Genomic DNA, 14,488 nt, shown 5'->3' with positions numbered 1-14,488 from the left:
CGGTACGTCAGCCCTCTCCCCCAGAGCAAGGGGTCTGATTAACTAGGCAAACGACCAGCCAAAAGGGAGTACTCGTTGAGTCAGTGGTGGCGTGACGCCGTTGTCTACCAGATCTACCCACGGAGCTTCGCCGACGGTGGGGCCGACGGCACCGGCGACTTCACCGGGGCGCTGGCCCGGCTGCCTTATCTGGCCGATCTGGGGGTCGAGGCCGTCTGGTTCTCGCCCTTCTACCCCTCGCCGCTGGCCGACGGCGGTTACGACGTGGCCGACTACTGCGACGTCGACCCCCGCTTCGGCACCCTCGCCGACTTCGACGCCTTCGTCGCGGCGGCGGCGGCCCTGGGCATCCGGGTGATCGTCGACATCGTCCCCAACCACTGCTCGACCGCCCACCCGGCGTTCCAGGCCGCGCTGGAAGCCGGTCGCGGCAGCCCCGAGCGGGACATGTTCATGTTCCGCGACGAGCCCAACAACTGGCAGTCGATCTTCGGCGGGTCCGCCTGGACGCAGGTCGACGACGGCCAGTGGTACCTGCACCTGTTCGACACCTCCCAGCCCGACTTCAACTGGCACAACCCGGCCGTCCCGGCGATGTTCGAGAAGGTCATCCGGTTCTGGCTCGACCGGGGCGTGGCCGGGCTGCGGGTCGACGTGGCGCACGGCCTGTTCAAAGACCCCGACCTGCCCAACGTGGCCGACCCGGCGCCCTCCGACCGGCCCTCGCCGTGGTTCCACCGGCCCGAGCTCATTGGGCACTACGCGTCGTGGCGGGCCATTCTGGACTCGTACTCACCGGAGGTCTTCCCCGGCGAGCGCACGGCGGTGGGAGAGTTCTGGGGCACCGAGATCACCCACCTGGAGCCCTACTTCCGGCCGGGCGGGATGCCGCAGGCGTTCAACTTCTTCCTGTTCCAGACCGCCTGGGACGCCGCCGCCCTGAAGCACACCATCACGACCTCGATCGGCCTGGGCGCCGAATCCGACGTCGTGGCCCCCTGGGTGATCAGCAACCACGACGTGGTCCGCCCGGTCACCCGCTACGGCGGCGGCCCGCAGGCCACCCACGACCTCCATGTCGACGTCGTTCTGGGCACCCGCCGCGCCCGCGCCGCGGCGTTGCTGCTGCTGGCGCTGCCCGGCTCGGCCTACGTCTACCAGGGCGAGGAACTCGGCCTGCCGGAGGTCATCGACATCCCCGACGGCTTCCGCGACGACCCCGTCTTCCACCGCACGGCCGGCGCGCGCCTGGGCCGCGACGGCTGCCGGGTGCCGATCCCCTGGTCCGGCACGGCCAAGCCCTACGGTTTCACGGAAGGGGAGTCGACCTGGCTGCCCCAGCCGGGCAACTGGGCCTCACTGACCGTGGAAGCCCAGCAACCCGACCCCGACTCGACTCTGAACCTCTACAAACGCGCCATCGCGGCCCGGCCGCGCGGTCGCGAGTTCGCCTGGCTCGACCAGGGCGACGACGTGGTCGCCTTCACCCGGGGCGACGGCTTCAGCTGCGTGATCAACCTGTCGGCCGCGACGATCCCGCTGACCGGCGAGGTCATTTTGGCGAGCGGTCCGTTGGACGGCGGCCTGCCGCAGGACACGGCGGTGTGGTTGCGCCCGTAGACCTTTCGGGCGGCGCGAGCCGCCCGAAATTTCGTCATATGTAGTTCGGTCCGCGCCACGGCGTCAGGCTCTTCGCCTTGTGCTCGGGCGCTGACGTGGCGTCCTAGATCTCGCCCTTGATCTCCAGCCGCTGGAGCGCGCGGGACATCGGATGGGCCGCCAGGCCGATCTGCCACTCGCGCGCGCCCAGCGCCCGCAGTCGTTCGGCCAGCGTCTCCTCGTCGAGCTCCTCCGGCGGCTCCCAGGTCAGCCGACGCACCGCGTCGGGCTGCAGGAGGTTCTCGGTCGGCATCCGGTGCTCGTCGGCCAGTGCCGCGACGACCGCCCGTGCGGCGGCCAGGCGCTTGGCGGCGGCCGGATCCCGGTCGGCCCAGCGGTTCGCCGGAGGCGGGCCGTCGCCGGGGCCGAGAGGCTGGGGGAGTTCGGTCTCGGGCATCGTGCGCCCGCGGGTGATCGCGGCCAGCCAGTCGCGCAGGTGGCGGCGGGCGCTGCGCCCGGTGAAGGGAGCGATCTCCGTCAGCGACTTGGTCGTGCGGGGCTGGTCGAGGGCCGCCTGGACGATCGCCGAGTCGGGGAGCACCCGGCCCGGGGCCAGGTCGGTCTCACGGGCCAGGGAGTCGCGCAGGTTCCACAGCTCGCGCACCACGCCCAGGCCGCGCAGGGCGCGGACGCGGTGGATGCCGCTGGTGCGGCGCCACGGGTCGGTGCGGGGCGGCGGGGTCGGCGCGTTGAGGATCGCGGAGAACTCCTCCATCGCCCAGTCGAGCTTGCCGGTCTCGGTCAGCTCGGCGTGGAGGGCGTCGCGGAGCTCGATCAGGACCTCGACGTCGAGGGCGGCGTAGCGGAGCCAGTCTTCGGGCAGCGGGCGGGTCGACCAGTCGGCGGCCGAGTGGCCCTTCACCAGGCCGAAGCCCAGAACGACCTCGACCATGGTCCCGAGGCCGACACGTTCGTAACCGAGCAGCCGGCCGGCCAGCTCGGTGTCGAACAGTCGTGTCGGGCGGAACCCGATCTCGGCCAGGCACGGCAGGTCCTGCGTGGCGGCGTGGAGCACGACCTCGGCGCCGGCCAGCGCGGCGTCGAGGCCGGAAAGGTCTGGGCAGGCGATCGGGTCGATGAGCGCGCTCCCACTACCCGTGCGCCGCAGCTGCACGAGGTAGGCCCGGCCGCTGTAGCGGTAGCCGGACGCCCTCTCGGCGTCAACGGCCACCGGGCCGGTCCCGTCCGCGAAAGCGGCCACGGCCGCCGTGAGGTCGGCGGCCTCCGCTATGACGGGCGGAATCCCTTCGCGAGGTTCCAGCAGAGGCTGAACGGCTGTCTCATCGGTCACGTACTGGTCTTCCGGTCTGTCTCTTCATCGGGGCGTCTCGGCCGCAGGGCCGTGACATCTGGCGGCAGGGGGGGTATCCCGGCGGCGATGCACATCAGGTCGCACCAGGCGGCGACGTGCGCGGAAAGATCCTCGTCGAGCGGCGACCATGACGCGCGCAGTTCCAGCTCGGTCGTGACGGGATCGTTGTCCTTGTTGCCGAAACCCTCCGACACCGCTCTGGTAACCGTACCTCCCGCGGCGGCGAAGCCCGCGCCGTGGGTCTCCAGCGCGTCGGTCAGCCAGCTCCACGCCACCGGGCCCAGCAGGGGGTCGGAGGTGATCTCCGGCTCCATGTCGGCGCGGACGTAGGCGACCAGCCGGAACGGACCCTCCCAGCCGCGCTGGCCGTCGGGGTCGAACAGCATGATGAGCCGGCCCATGGCCAGCTCGTCGTCGTCGCGGTAGACCGACGCGCCCACGGCGCCCGAATAGGGGGCCAGCCGCTGGGGAGCCGGGATGTCCTCCAGCTCGATCTCGGGGCGTACGGTCACGGGCCGCAGCGTCGCCAGGGCACGGGTGAACGCCTCGGGCGGCCCCGGGCGGTCACCGATGGTCATGACGGGCGCGCAGGCGGGTCGCGGGACGAGACGGAGCAGGGGGGTGGTCGTCGCGGTCATCTGTGGTGATCAAGCCGCCGCCATCGCAGGAACGAGACGCGGCTCGCATGATGAACCCGCCTCGGAGAAGAACAGGGCGCTCCCGCAGTGAACACACGACCACTCGGGGCACACCTCGTGACCCTCCTGGCAGGGCGGCTGCGTGAACTCGCGCTCGGTGTCGCAGGAGGCACAGCGCTCAGTGCGGTGTTCGGGGGAACTCCACATCGAAGTCATCGCCCTTTCATCGGAACCGGTGCGTCCGACGGTGGCACGTCGCGCCGACAAAACCCCGCATCGCGCTCGGCGTGTCTCGAAAGTGGTATTGGAATCGATGCCGGAGCACCATTTGGCGAACACTTTGCCTAGAGCGGCGCTCGCGAGGCGTTTGACCGGGGTGTCGCGAGGGCCCAACGATACCGATCATTGGGCGGCTCTGTACCCGGGGTCGTGGCACGGACCGGCCCATCCTCGTGGGACTCTGGTTCGGTGAATCCCCAGCTGGCCGAGTCGCCGTTCCTGCTGGCCTGCCGCCGCCAGGCAGTGCCCCACACGCCCGTCTGGTTCATGCGTCAGGCCGGCCGCTCGCTGCCCGAATACCGCAAGGTCCGCGCGGGCACCGAGATGCTCACCGCGTGCGCGACCCCCGACCTGGTCGTGGAGATCACGATGCAGCCGGTCCGCCGCTACGGCGTCGACGCGGCCATCTTCTTCAGCGACATCGTGGTGCCGCTCAAGGCGATCGGGATCGACCTCGACATCAAGCCCGGCGTGGGCCCCGTGGTCGCCGAGCCGATCCGCGACGCCGCCGCGATCGAGCGGCTGCGCCCGCTGGAGCCGGGCGACGTGCCCTACATCACCGAGGCGGTCACCGAGCTGACCAAGGAGCTCGGCCCGACCCCGCTGATCGGGTTCGCCGGCGCGCCGTTCACCCTCGCGTCCTACCTCATCGAGGGCGGGCCGTCGAAGAACCACGACCACACGAAGTCGATGATGTACGGCGCCCCCGGCCTCTGGCACGCCCTCATGGACCGGCTGACCACCATCACGCTGGCCTGGCTCAAGGTCCAGGCCGACGCGGGCGCCTCCGCGCTGCAGCTGTTCGACTCGTGGGTCGGGGCGGTGGCCCCTCGTGACTACCGCGAGTTCGTGCTGCCGTACACGAGCAGGATCTTCGCCGGGCTCGAAGAGCTCGGCGTCCCGCGCGTCCACTTCGGGGTGGGCACCGGCGAGCTGCTCCACGTCATGGGCGAGGCCGGGGCCGACGTCGTCGGGGTCGACTGGCGGGTGCCGCTCGACGAGGCGGCGCGCCGCGTCGGCGCGGGGAAGGCGCTGCAGGGCAACCTCGACCCGGCGATCCTGCTGGCGCCGTGGGAGGTCGTCCGGGAGCGGGCCCGCGCGGTCGTCGAGGCGGGCAGGGCGGCCGAGGGCCACGTGTTCAACCTCGGCCACGGCGTGCTGCCGTCGACCGACCCGAACCAGCTCGCGCGGCTGACCGACTACGTCCACGAGATCAGCGCGCGCTGATGCGGATCGTGGTCGACGACCTCTCGGGGCCGGAGATCGCGGCCTTCCTGGAGGACCACGTCAGGGAGATGCGGGCGATCACGCCGCCCGAGAGCAAACACGCCCTCGACCTCGACGGCCTGCGCCGCCCCGAGGTGACCTTCTGGTCCGTCCACGACGCCGGGGCGATCGTCGGCTGCGGCGCGATCAAGGCGCTCGACGCCGTACACGCGGAAGTGAAGTCGATGCGGACCGCCGCCGCGCGCAAGCGTGGCGGGGTCGCGTCGCTGGTGCTGACCCACATCATCACCGAGTCGGCCCGCAGGGGCTTCACCCGGCTGAGCCTGGAGACCGGTGCGGCCGATTTCTTCGCACCGGCGAGGTCCCTGTACGAGAAATTCGGCTTCACCTACTGCGAACCGTTCGCCGGATACAAGCCCGACCCGCTGAGCGTCTTCATGACGAGAACGCTGAACTGACGAGCTTCCCGCGCCGGTTTCCGTTCCCCGGGACTCTCACCGGATCTGCGCGATTTCTCCCGATCGACCGTTACCGTGACCCCCATGCGGTTGGCCCTGCTCTCGGCGTCGCTCCTTCTGCTGATCGCCTCGCCCTATCTCCCGGGCGGCTACGACCCGCTGGCGATGCCCCTGTCGACGCTGGCGCAGATCTTCGGGGGAGTGGGCCTTCTGGCCTTCCTCACCTCGGTGCCGCTGCTGATCTGGCCGCGCAACCGGTTCTGGAGAGTCGCCCAGACGGTCACCCTGACGATCACCGCTCTGGCGGTCTCGGCGGCCGCCGCGGCCGAGTTCGGGCTGATCCTGGGCCTGGTGTCGCTCGCGCTCTGGGTCGTGGTGCTGGCCCGGCGGCCCTCGCCCGTCTACTTCGTGGTGCTGCCGCTCGTCGCGCTGGCGGGGCAGGCCGCGCTCAACCGGCCGCTGACCGCCTACGCCCGCGACACCGCCATCGCGAACGCGGGCGAGATGATCGCCGCCGTCGAGCGCAGCCGGGCCGACCTCGGCGGCTACCCCGACGCCCTCAACGCCGTCTGGCCCGACTACCACCCGGGTGTCCGGGGCGTCGGGCAGTATCGCTACGCGAAGGGCGGCGACTCGTACAACATCTCGTTCGAACTCCCGAGGTTCTTCTTCGACGCCTTCGGGACCCGCGAGTTCGTCGTCTACAACCCCCGTGACCGGCACCTCATGCCCAGCCACGCCTCCTGGGTGCTGCTGTGGTCCGACGCCCGGCTCCGCAACCAGCAGGGCTGGTACGGATCCCGCGACGCCGGACCACCGCACTGGAGGTCATTCCTTTTCGACTAGCGCCTCATCCCGCTTCTCGGGGACCCGCTCCGCGAGGGGAGCCGCCGGCACCGCCTCCTGACGCCGCCGCATCCGCCGCCAGAACGGCAGCGCGATCACGAGGAAGACGGCGATCACGACCAGCCACGGCAGCAGCGCGCCCACGATCGTCGACAGCGCCTCGGCGAAGTTGACCAGGCCCTTCCAGCCCGCCTTCAGGCCGGCCAGGAAGCCCGTCTCCTCCTCCTGCGGCTGGACCGGGGGAGCCGACGGGCCGACGAGGGTGATCGTCACGGTGGCCATGCCGGTCTGCTCGGCCAGGGACTTCTGCCGGGCCTGGAGGGCCTCCAGGTCGGAGGTGCGGGCCTGGATCTCCCGCTCGATGTCCATGATCTCGCCGATCTTCTCGGCCTTGGTCAGCAGCGTGCGGAACTGCGCCACCGCCGCCTCGGCCGACTTCACCCGGGCCTCGACGTCGGCGACCTCGCCGGTGACGTCCTGGGTGCCCTGGTGCAGCTGCTCGGTGGTGCCGAGTTCCTTGCCCAGGCGGCTGATCGTGCCCGGGTATTGGGCCGGCGGGATCTTGAACGTGATCGTGGACTCCTGGCGGGACGAGGAGGAGTTGGAGCGCTCCTCCGCGACGTAGCCGCCGGACTCGGTGACCATGCGCTTGGCCTGGTCGAGGGCGGCGCCCACGTCCTTGGCCCGCACGGTCATCTCGGCCGTGTAGATGATCGCCCGGTCGGCGGGGGCGACCGCGACTTTCGCCTCGGACGCGGGCGCCTTCTGGTCCTCGCCGGCCTCGGTCGCCTGGGTGTCGCCGTCGGCGGGCACGCTTTTGGCGTCGGGGTTCATCGGCTGGGCGAACTCAGAAGAGCCGCCAGCGGCCGCGGGAGCCGGGGCGTCCGCGGACACGCCGCTCGCCGACTCGCCGTCGCTCGCTCCACACGCCGTCAGGAAGAATGCCGCGACGACAAGCGGCAGTATCGCGCGTGAACGCAATGTGCTCATGCACCATTGACGTTCCCCGAGCGTCACCGGTTTGGGGCTCCGCGTCACGATGCAGTCACGGCCTTAGGGTGATCCTCATGGAGCGATTTCACGTCGTCGTCGTGGGGGGCGGCATCGCCGGTCTGGCCGCCGCCTGGCACCTGAGGAACGACCGCGTCCGGGTGACCGTGCTCGACGGCGCGGGGCGGATCGGCGGCAAGCTCGTCGCCACCGACGTGGCGGGGGTGCCGGTCGACGCGGGCGCCGAGTCGATGCTGGCCCGCCGCCCCGAGGGCATCGAACTGGCCAGGCTGGCCGGGCTCGGCGGCGATCTGGTCGATCCCGGCACGACCGGCGCGAGCATCCTCTCCCGGGGCGAGCTACGGCCGATGCCGAAGCGGCAGGTCATGGGCGTGCCGTCCGACCTGGTGGCGCTGGCCCGCTCGGGGGTGCTGTCTCCGGCCGGGCTGGCCCGGGTGCCGCTCGACCAGGTCCTGCCGGCGACGCTGGTGACGACCGACGTCTCGGTGGGCTCCTACGTCCGGGCGCGGATGGGCGACGAGGTGGTCGACCGGCTGGTCGAGCCGCTGCTCGGCGGCGTCTACGCCGGTTACGCCGACCGGCTCTCGCTGGAGGCGACCATGCCGGCGGTGGCCGCCGCCGCGCGTTCCGAGGCGTCGCTGCTGCGGGCCGCCCGCGACATCGCGGGCGCCGCGCCCGCGAACGCGGGCCACGTCTTCACGTCGTTGAAAGGCGGTCTCGGGAGCCTCCCGCCCGCGCTGGCCGCCGCGTCCGGCGCGCAGGTCCGCACCGGGGTGATGGTGCGGGAACTGTCCCGTACGCCCACCGGCTGGCAACTGATCACCGGCCCCACCCGCGACGAGCACGTCATGGACGCCGACGCGGTCGTGGTGGCCGTCCCGGCGACCCCGGCGGCCCGCCTCCTGGAGAGGGAGGTGCCCAAGGCCGCCGCCGAGCTGGCCCGGATCGACTACGCCAGCATGGCCATCGTCACGCTGGCCTATCCGATCGACGCCTTCCCGAAGCTCCCCGGCGGCAGCGGCTACCTCACCCCGCCCGTCGAGGGCCGCGCGGTCAAGGCCGTCACCTTCTCCAGCGTCAAGTGGCCCCACCTGAGCCACCACGGCTACGTCTTCGTCCGCTGCTCGGTCGGCCGCATCGGCGAGGAGCGCCTCCTCCAGCGTGACGACACCGAGCTGACCACCCTGGCCATGAACGAGATGACCGAGATCATGGGGGTACGCGGTCTCCCGGCCGACACCCGGGTCACCCGCTGGGGCGGCGCCCTCCCGCAGTACGACGTCGGCCACAACGACCGCGTCGCCCGCATCCGCGCGGCGGTGGCCGCGGTTCCGGGGCTGGCGGTTTGCGGGGCGGCGTACGACGGTCTGGGCATCCCGGCGACGGCGGCGACGGCCCGCGCGGCGGCCGCCCGGATTCTCGACCACCTGGATCCCCGGGCAGAATGGCGGCATGACGGACGGCACCACGCGGCCCAAGGCACGTGACCTCAACAATGTGATCCGCTACACCATGTGGTCGGTCTTCCGGCTGCGCGAGGGCCTCCCGGCCGAACGCGACGCCGTGGCCGACGAGGTGCAGGAACTCCTCGACCAGTACGCGCAGAAAGACGTGGTCACCCGCGGCGCCTACGACGTGGCCGGGTTCCGCGCCGACGCCGACTACATGTTCTGGTGGCACGCCCCGACCGCGGAGGACCTCCAGGAGGTCTACGCCCGGTTCCGCCGCACCGCGCTCGGGCGGGCCAGCGAGCCGGTCTGGTCGGCGATGGCGCTGCACCGCCCGGCCGAGTTCAACAAGTCGCACATCCCGGCCTTCCTGGCCGAGGAGGAGCCGCGCGGCTTCGTGAGCGTCTACCCGTTCGTGCGGTCGCTGGAGTGGTACCTGATGGAAGACGGCGAGCGCCGGGCGATGCTGGCCGAGCACGGCCGGATGGCCCGCGACTACCCCGACGTGCGCGCCAACACGGTGGCCTGCTTCGCGCTGAACGACTTCGAGTGGATGCTCGCCTTCGAGGCCGACGAACTGCACCGCATCGTCGACCTCATGCGCCACCTGCGCGGCGCCAAGGCCAGGGAGCACACGCGCATCGAGATCCCCTTCTACACCGGTTCCCGCAAGCCCGTGACCGAACTCGTCAACGCGCTGCCGTAAGTCGCCCGTTCTTGGCATACTCGTGGGCAAATGATGAATATGGCACGATCCACGGGGAAACGCCGCAGGTCACGATCTCGGGCCACAGAGGTGGTCGTCGGTGTCTCGTGCCTGGGGCTCGGAGTGACGGCCGTCGTGGTGCCCCTCCTCGCGTCGCGCGGGGAGCAGGCGCCCGTGCGCGTCGCGTCGATCGAGGAGCCCGCGCCGGCGAAGGCCGCGACCGCTCCGGCGGCGGCGGCACCGGCGGAGGCGGAGAAGGAAGAGAAGGAGGCCGAGCGCAAGGAGTCGAAATACTCCGACAAGGACGCGCTCGCCTACTTCGACGAACGGTGGGACGACGCGACCCACAAGCGGATCACCGACATCCGCACCACCGGCACCTACCTGCGCATCTACACCGACTTAGGGGAGTCTTCCGATAACTCCCCGACCGCGATCCGGCTCTGCGAGCGGGGCATGCAGTATCTGGCCGAGCTCGGGGTGAAGAAGCGGGTGGTGTTCGTGCAGGCCCGCACCGGGGGCAACGGCAACCCGGTGCTGGCCAATGTGCTCGGCCCGAAGGACGACGACTGCCGGGTTACTTATCCGAAGCCGAAGTCCTGAGCTTGAGCGATACGGAGTTGATGCAGTAGCGGTCGTCAGTGGGGGTCGGGTAACCCTCACCGTGGAAGACGTGTCCCAGGTGCGAGTCACAGGCCGCGCAGCGCACCTCGACGCGCGCCATGCCGAGGCTGCGATCCTCGATGAGGGTCACGTGGTCGGCCGCGCTGGGCTCGTAGAACGAGGGCCAGCCGCAGTGCGACTCGAACTTGCTGTCCGAGGTGAACAGCTCGGCGCCGCAGGCGCGACACGAGTAGACGCCCTCGGTCTTGGTGTCGACGTACTCACCGGTGAAGGGCCGCTCGGTGCCGGCCTGGCGCAGGACCCGATATTCCTCGGGGTTGAGCTGGACTCGCCACTCGGCGTCCGTCTTCATGACCTTGTTCATCAGCCACCAGCCTTCTGTGGACGGGTTTTCACCTAGGTCAACTCAACAGGAGGGTGGAACCTTCCCGGTGGGTAGGGTTCGAACATGCCTTCGCCATTCATCGAAATCGAGGCCGGGGGACGGACCGTCAAGGTCACCAACCCCGACAAGATCTACTTCCCGGGCATCGGCGCGACCAAGCGCGAGCTCGTGGAGTACTACCTCAGTGTCGGCGACGGCATCCTGCGCGCCGTGCGCGATCGGCCGACGTACATCAAGAGGCATCCCGACGGGGTGCAGACCGACGCGATCTACCAGAAGCGGATGCCCAAGCACCCCGACTGGCTGGAGACCGCCGAGGTGCACTTCCCGTCCGGCCGCACCGCCGACGCGTTCCGCCCGACCGAGGTGGCCGGCATCGCCTGGTGCGCCAACCTCGGCACGATCGACTTCCACCCGTGGGCGGCCCGGGTGCCCGACCTGCACCACCCCGACGAGCTGCGCATCGACATCGACCCGCAGCCCGGCACCGGCTTCGAGGAAGCCCGCAAGGTGGCCTTCGCGGCCCGTGAGGTGCTCGCCGATCTCGGGCTGACGGGGTTCCCGAAGACGTCCGGGAACCGGGGCATCCACATCACCGTCCGGCTCCAGCCGCAGTGGACGTTCACCGAGGTCAGATACGCCGGCATCGGGTTCGCCCGCGAGGTGGAGAAGCGCGTCCCCGACCTCGCGACCACCGCCTGGTGGAAGGAGGAGCGCGGCGAGCGCGTCTTCATCGACTTCAACCAGAACGCCCTCGACCGGACCGTCGTGTCGGCCTACTCGGTGCGGGCCCGGCCCGACGGGCAGGTCTCGGCCCCGGTGACCTGGGAGGAGCTGGAGTCGTGCGACCCCGCCGACTTCACGATGCGCACCATGCCGGCCCGGTTCGCGAAGATCGGCGACCCCCACGAGGGCATCGACGAGGTGGCGTGTGATCTGACGGGGCTTCTTGAGGTGTACGAGAAGGACGGCCGGGGCGACATGCCCTATCCGCCCAACTATCCCAAGATGCCGGGGGAGCCCAAGCGCGTGCAGCCGTCCAAGGCCCGTCCCGAGTAGGTTTCGGGGGGTCGTCCCCCCGAGTAGCGCCGTTCGGGCGCAGTGTAATCTTGCCGGTCACAGTCGCGGCATTCATCCTGACGGCGTCATGGGGGCCCTGAGAGACCTGCTACTCCGCCCACTGATCCATTCATGTGGCTCTTCCGGCTCCTGTTGGGTAGGGCTCCCACCTGTGTTAAATCGAATGAACGGGTAGGGAAAATCCCGGACGCGAGAATAGGACCTGCATGCGCGACGTCTGGCCTGGAGAGTCTTACCCCCTTGGTGCCACCTGGGACGGTGTCGGCACCAATTTCTCGATGTTCAGCGAAGTGGCCGAGCGGGTCGAGCTGTGTCTTTTCGACGAGGCGGGCAACGAGACCCGCGTCGACCTCCCCGAGATGGACGGCTTCGTCTGGCACGGCTTCCTGCCCGGCGTCACCCCCGGCCAGCGCTACGGCTATCGGGTCCACGGCCCCCACAGCCCCCGCCAGGGACACCGGTGCAACCCTTCGAAACTCCTCCTCGACCCCTATGCCAAGGCGATCGAGGGCGAGGTCAAATGGAATGAGTCGCTTTTCTCCTACGACTTCGCCGATCCCCGGCGGCTGAATCTCGGTGATTCGGCGCCTTACATGCCGAAGAACATCGTCGTATCGCCGTTCTTCGACTGGGGAAACGATCGCGCTCCGCGCATCCCCTATCACCAGACGGTGATTTACGAGGCCCATGTGAAGGGGCTGACCAAGCTTCATCCGGCCGTGCCGGAAGACCAGCGGGGCACCTACGCGGGGCTGGCCCACCCGGCCGTCGTCGAGCACCTGAAGTCGATCGGCGTCACCGCGGTCGAGCTGCTGCCGATCCACCAGTACGTCCCGGAACACTTCCTGGTCGCCCGCGGGCTGACCAACTACTGGGGCTACAACACGATGGCCTACCTGGCCCCCCACAACGCCTACTCCTCGTCGGGGCAGTGCGGGGAGCAGGTGCTGGAGTTCAAGGCGATGGTCAAGTCGCTCCACGAGGCGGGCATCGAGGTCATCCTCGACGTGGTCTACAACCACACCGCCGAGGGCGACCACATGGGGCCCACGCTGGGCTTCCGCGGCATCGACAACAACTCCTACTACCGGCTCCAGGACGCCGACCGCCGCTACCACCTCGACTACACCGGCTGCGGCAACTCGCTCAACGTGCGCAGCCCCCACGCGCTCCAGCTGATCATGGACTCGCTGCGTTACTGGGTGCTGGAGATGCACGTCGACGGCTTCCGCTTCGACCTGGCCGCCGCGCTGGCCCGCGAGCTCCACGACGTCGACCGCCTGTCGTCCTTCTTCGACCTCATCCAGCAAGACCCGGTGATCTCCCAGGTCAAGCTGATCGCCGAGCCGTGGGACGTCGGCCCCGGCGGCTACCAGGTCGGCAACTTCCCGCCGCTCTGGACCGAGTGGAACGGCAAATACCGCGACACGGTCCGCGACTTCTGGCGCGGCTCCTCCGCCGCGCTCCCCGATTTCGCCTCCCGGCTCACGGGTTCCTCCGATCTGTACGCCACCGGCGGTCGCCGCCCCATCGCCAGCATCAACTTCGTGACCGCCCACGACGGCTTCACCCTCGACGACATGGTCTCCTACGACCGCAAGCACAACGACGACAACCTCGAGGGCAACCGCGACGGCTCCGACGACAACCGCTCCTGGAACTGCGGCGTCGAGGGTCCCACCGACGACCTCGCGATCAAGGCCCTGCGGCACCGCCAGCGGCGCAACTTCCTGGCCACCCTGTTCCTGTCGCAGGGCGTGCCGATGCTGACCGCCGGCGACGAGTTCGGCCGCACCCAGGGCGGCAACAACAACGCCTACTGCCAGGACAACGAGGTCTCCTGGATCGACTGGTCGCTCGCCGAGTCGGAATCGGAGCTGCTCACGTTCGTCCGGGAGATCTCCGCCTTCCGGCACGACCACCCGGTCTTCCGCCGCCGCCGCTTCTTCTCCGGCCGCGAGCAGTCCGACGGAGTCCGCGACATCGTCTGGCTCACCCCCGCAGGCAAGGAGATGGACGACTCCGACTGGCACGCCGGCTACTCCAAGGCCGTGGCCGTTTTCGTCAACGGCGACGCCATCAGCGAACCGGGCCAGCGCGGCGAACGCATCACCGACGACTCGTTCCTGCTGCTGATCAACGCCCACCACGAGGACATCACGTTCACCCTTCCCGGGCGCGACTTCGCGATCAGCTGGAAGTCCCTGTTCGACACCGCCACGGAAGCGGCCGGCGCCGGGCAGTCGCCGGCCGACGTCCGTCACACGGGCGCCGACGTCGAGGTGCAGGCCCGCTCGTTCCGGGTGTTGCGGGCGGTCCGCCGCTAACGGGTCGTCAGCTCCGCCGCCGTCAGCAGCACCAGCACGAACGTGCTCACCCCGGCCAGCCCATGGAGGCCCACCGCCAGCAGCGGGAACCGCTTCTCGGCCCCTCGCGCGTGGCGCCCGCCGCCGAGCCAGCGGGTGAACATCACGAAGCCCAGAAAAGCCACCAGGCACAGGGCGCCGAACGAGCCCCAGGCGTAGGCGCTGACTCTGGTGACCATAAAGGCCACCCACAAACCCAGTCCGGTCACCGCCAACAGCGGATGGCTGAAGATCAACGCCACCGGGAAACTGGTCACCTTGGTGGCCTGCTGACGCAGCCCCCCACCACGTAACCACAGGTAAAGCAGATAGACACCGACCGACGCGGCGAGCAACCACACGATCAACACGACAAGCGGCACGAAAACCCCCTCCGACCACATCTGGTTCGATCCAACACCGAACCTGACAATCGGCGACCGCTTGACATCAAACCGTTACTCCTTGGG

At 69.8% G+C, this 14,488-nt stretch carries 14 protein-coding genes; 9 read left to right on the top strand and 5 right to left on the bottom strand.

Going from position 1 to position 14,488, the window contains the following annotated elements; genetic code table 11:
* Nucleotides 1-75 precede the first annotated feature (75 nt).
* Nucleotides 76-1,620, top strand: coding sequence for an alpha-amylase family glycosyl hydrolase (locus tag AW272_RS13705; RefSeq protein ID WP_066364300.1), 1,545 nt, complete (start codon nucleotides 76-78; stop codon nucleotides 1,618-1,620).
* 103 nt (nucleotides 1,621-1,723) lie between these two features.
* Here the strand turns inward: AW272_RS13705 and AW272_RS13700 are convergent, their stop codons facing one another.
* Nucleotides 1,724-2,950, bottom strand: coding sequence for an HRDC domain-containing protein (locus AW272_RS13700; RefSeq protein WP_066364298.1), 1,227 nt, complete (start codon nucleotides 2,948-2,950; stop codon nucleotides 1,724-1,726).
* Entirely contained in the window at nucleotides 2,947-3,549 is a 603-nt protein-coding gene (locus AW272_RS13695) for a DUF3000 domain-containing protein (protein WP_066364730.1), read from the bottom strand. Before AW272_RS13695 ends, AW272_RS13700 begins: the two co-directional genes overlap by 4 nt.
* A 528-nt stretch (nucleotides 3,550-4,077) precedes the next feature.
* Here AW272_RS13695 and hemE point away from each other — a divergent pair.
* The 3 genes from hemE (at nucleotide 4,078) to AW272_RS13680 (ending at nucleotide 6,419) form a co-directional block, all read left to right on the top strand.
* Nucleotides 4,078-5,115 (top strand): uroporphyrinogen decarboxylase, encoded by a 1,038-nt coding sequence (gene hemE, locus AW272_RS13690; protein ID WP_157518534.1) that lies wholly within the window; start codon nucleotides 4,078-4,080, stop codon nucleotides 5,113-5,115.
* Nucleotides 5,115-5,573 (top strand): GNAT family N-acetyltransferase, encoded by a 459-nt coding sequence (locus tag AW272_RS13685; RefSeq protein ID WP_066364296.1) that lies wholly within the window; start codon nucleotides 5,115-5,117, stop codon nucleotides 5,571-5,573. The genes hemE and AW272_RS13685 overlap by 1 nt, the downstream gene beginning before the upstream one ends.
* An 84-nt stretch (nucleotides 5,574-5,657) precedes the next feature.
* The gene (locus AW272_RS13680; protein WP_066364295.1) at nucleotides 5,658-6,419 is read left to right on the top strand and encodes a hypothetical protein; all 762 of its coding nucleotides are present in this window, start codon (nucleotides 5,658-5,660) and stop codon (nucleotides 6,417-6,419) included.
* On the opposite strand, the gene AW272_RS13675 is transcribed toward AW272_RS13680, so the two are convergent.
* Nucleotides 6,402-7,409 carry a DUF4349 domain-containing protein gene (locus AW272_RS13675; protein WP_083958277.1) on the bottom strand — a complete coding sequence of 336 codons (1,008 nt, stop codon included), beginning with the start codon at nucleotides 7,407-7,409 and terminating at the stop codon, nucleotides 6,402-6,404. The genes AW272_RS13680 and AW272_RS13675 overlap by 18 nt on opposite strands.
* A 77-nt stretch (nucleotides 7,410-7,486) precedes the next feature.
* On the opposite strand from AW272_RS13675, the gene hemG reads away from it, so the two are divergent.
* From hemG to AW272_RS13660, 3 genes are all read left to right on the top strand, one after another.
* Nucleotides 7,487-8,917 carry a protoporphyrinogen oxidase gene (hemG, locus tag AW272_RS13670; protein ID WP_066364292.1) on the top strand — a complete coding sequence of 477 codons (1,431 nt, stop codon included), beginning with the start codon at nucleotides 7,487-7,489 and terminating at the stop codon, nucleotides 8,915-8,917.
* Nucleotides 8,883-9,584, top strand: a complete 702-nt coding sequence (gene hemQ, locus AW272_RS13665; RefSeq protein ID WP_066364291.1) for a hydrogen peroxide-dependent heme synthase — start codon at nucleotides 8,883-8,885, stop codon at nucleotides 9,582-9,584. Before hemG ends, hemQ begins: the two co-directional genes overlap by 35 nt.
* Before the next feature lie 123 nt (nucleotides 9,585-9,707).
* Nucleotides 9,708-10,187 (top strand): hypothetical protein, encoded by a 480-nt coding sequence (locus AW272_RS13660; RefSeq protein WP_157518533.1) that lies wholly within the window; start codon nucleotides 9,708-9,710, stop codon nucleotides 10,185-10,187.
* On the opposite strand, the gene msrB is transcribed toward AW272_RS13660, so the two are convergent.
* Nucleotides 10,162-10,572: a peptide-methionine (R)-S-oxide reductase MsrB gene (gene msrB, locus AW272_RS13655; RefSeq protein ID WP_066364289.1), complete on the bottom strand. Its 411-nt coding sequence runs from the start codon at nucleotides 10,570-10,572 to the stop codon at nucleotides 10,162-10,164. The genes AW272_RS13660 and msrB overlap by 26 nt on opposite strands.
* 84 nt (nucleotides 10,573-10,656) lie before the next feature.
* Between msrB and ligD the strand changes: the two genes are divergently transcribed.
* Together ligD and glgX are read left to right on the top strand one after the other, a co-directional pair.
* The gene (gene ligD, locus AW272_RS13650) at nucleotides 10,657-11,652 is read left to right on the top strand and encodes a non-homologous end-joining DNA ligase (protein ID WP_066364288.1); all 996 of its coding nucleotides are present in this window, start codon (nucleotides 10,657-10,659) and stop codon (nucleotides 11,650-11,652) included.
* A 227-nt stretch (nucleotides 11,653-11,879) separates the two neighbouring features.
* Complete coding sequence (gene glgX / locus AW272_RS13645; protein ID WP_066364285.1) at nucleotides 11,880-14,000, top strand: glycogen debranching protein GlgX; 2,121 nt, start codon at nucleotides 11,880-11,882, stop codon at nucleotides 13,998-14,000.
* On the opposite strand, the gene AW272_RS13640 is transcribed toward glgX, so the two are convergent.
* A complete protein-coding gene (locus AW272_RS13640; RefSeq protein WP_066364728.1) occupies nucleotides 13,997-14,401 on the bottom strand; it encodes a hypothetical protein in 405 nt (134 codons plus the stop codon). The two genes, glgX and AW272_RS13640, sit on opposite strands and share 4 nt — an antisense overlap.
* Nucleotides 14,402-14,488 lie beyond the last annotated feature (87 nt).

It is taken from the genome of Herbidospora mongoliensis, assembly GCF_001570545.1.
GTDB lineage: Bacteria > Actinomycetota > Actinomycetes > Streptosporangiales > Streptosporangiaceae > Herbidospora > Herbidospora mongoliensis.
This window is presented reverse-complemented; position numbering and strand designations above follow the sequence as displayed.

Excerpts from the sequence above, each read along its gene's own strand:
- AW272_RS13695 (WP_066364730.1), bottom strand. The coding sequence starts at position 3,549 with ATGACCATCGGTGACCGCCCGGGGCCGCCCGAGGCGTTCACCCGTGCC.
- AW272_RS13685 (WP_066364296.1), top strand. The coding sequence starts at position 5,115 with ATGCGGATCGTGGTCGACGACCTCTCGGGGCCGGAGATCGCGGCCTTC.
- AW272_RS13680 (WP_066364295.1), top strand. The coding sequence starts at position 5,658 with ATGCGGTTGGCCCTGCTCTCGGCGTCGCTCCTTCTGCTGATCGCCTCG.
- AW272_RS13675 (WP_083958277.1), bottom strand. The coding sequence starts at position 7,409 with ATGAGCACATTGCGTTCACGCGCGATACTGCCGCTTGTCGTCGCGGCA.
- hemG (WP_066364292.1), top strand. The coding sequence starts at position 7,487 with ATGGAGCGATTTCACGTCGTCGTCGTGGGGGGCGGCATCGCCGGTCTG.
- hemQ (WP_066364291.1), top strand. The coding sequence starts at position 8,883 with ATGACGGACGGCACCACGCGGCCCAAGGCACGTGACCTCAACAATGTG.
- msrB (WP_066364289.1), bottom strand. The coding sequence starts at position 10,572 with ATGAACAAGGTCATGAAGACGGACGCCGAGTGGCGAGTCCAGCTCAAC.
- ligD (WP_066364288.1), top strand. The coding sequence starts at position 10,657 with ATGCCTTCGCCATTCATCGAAATCGAGGCCGGGGGACGGACCGTCAAG.
- glgX (WP_066364285.1), top strand. The coding sequence starts at position 11,880 with ATGCGCGACGTCTGGCCTGGAGAGTCTTACCCCCTTGGTGCCACCTGG.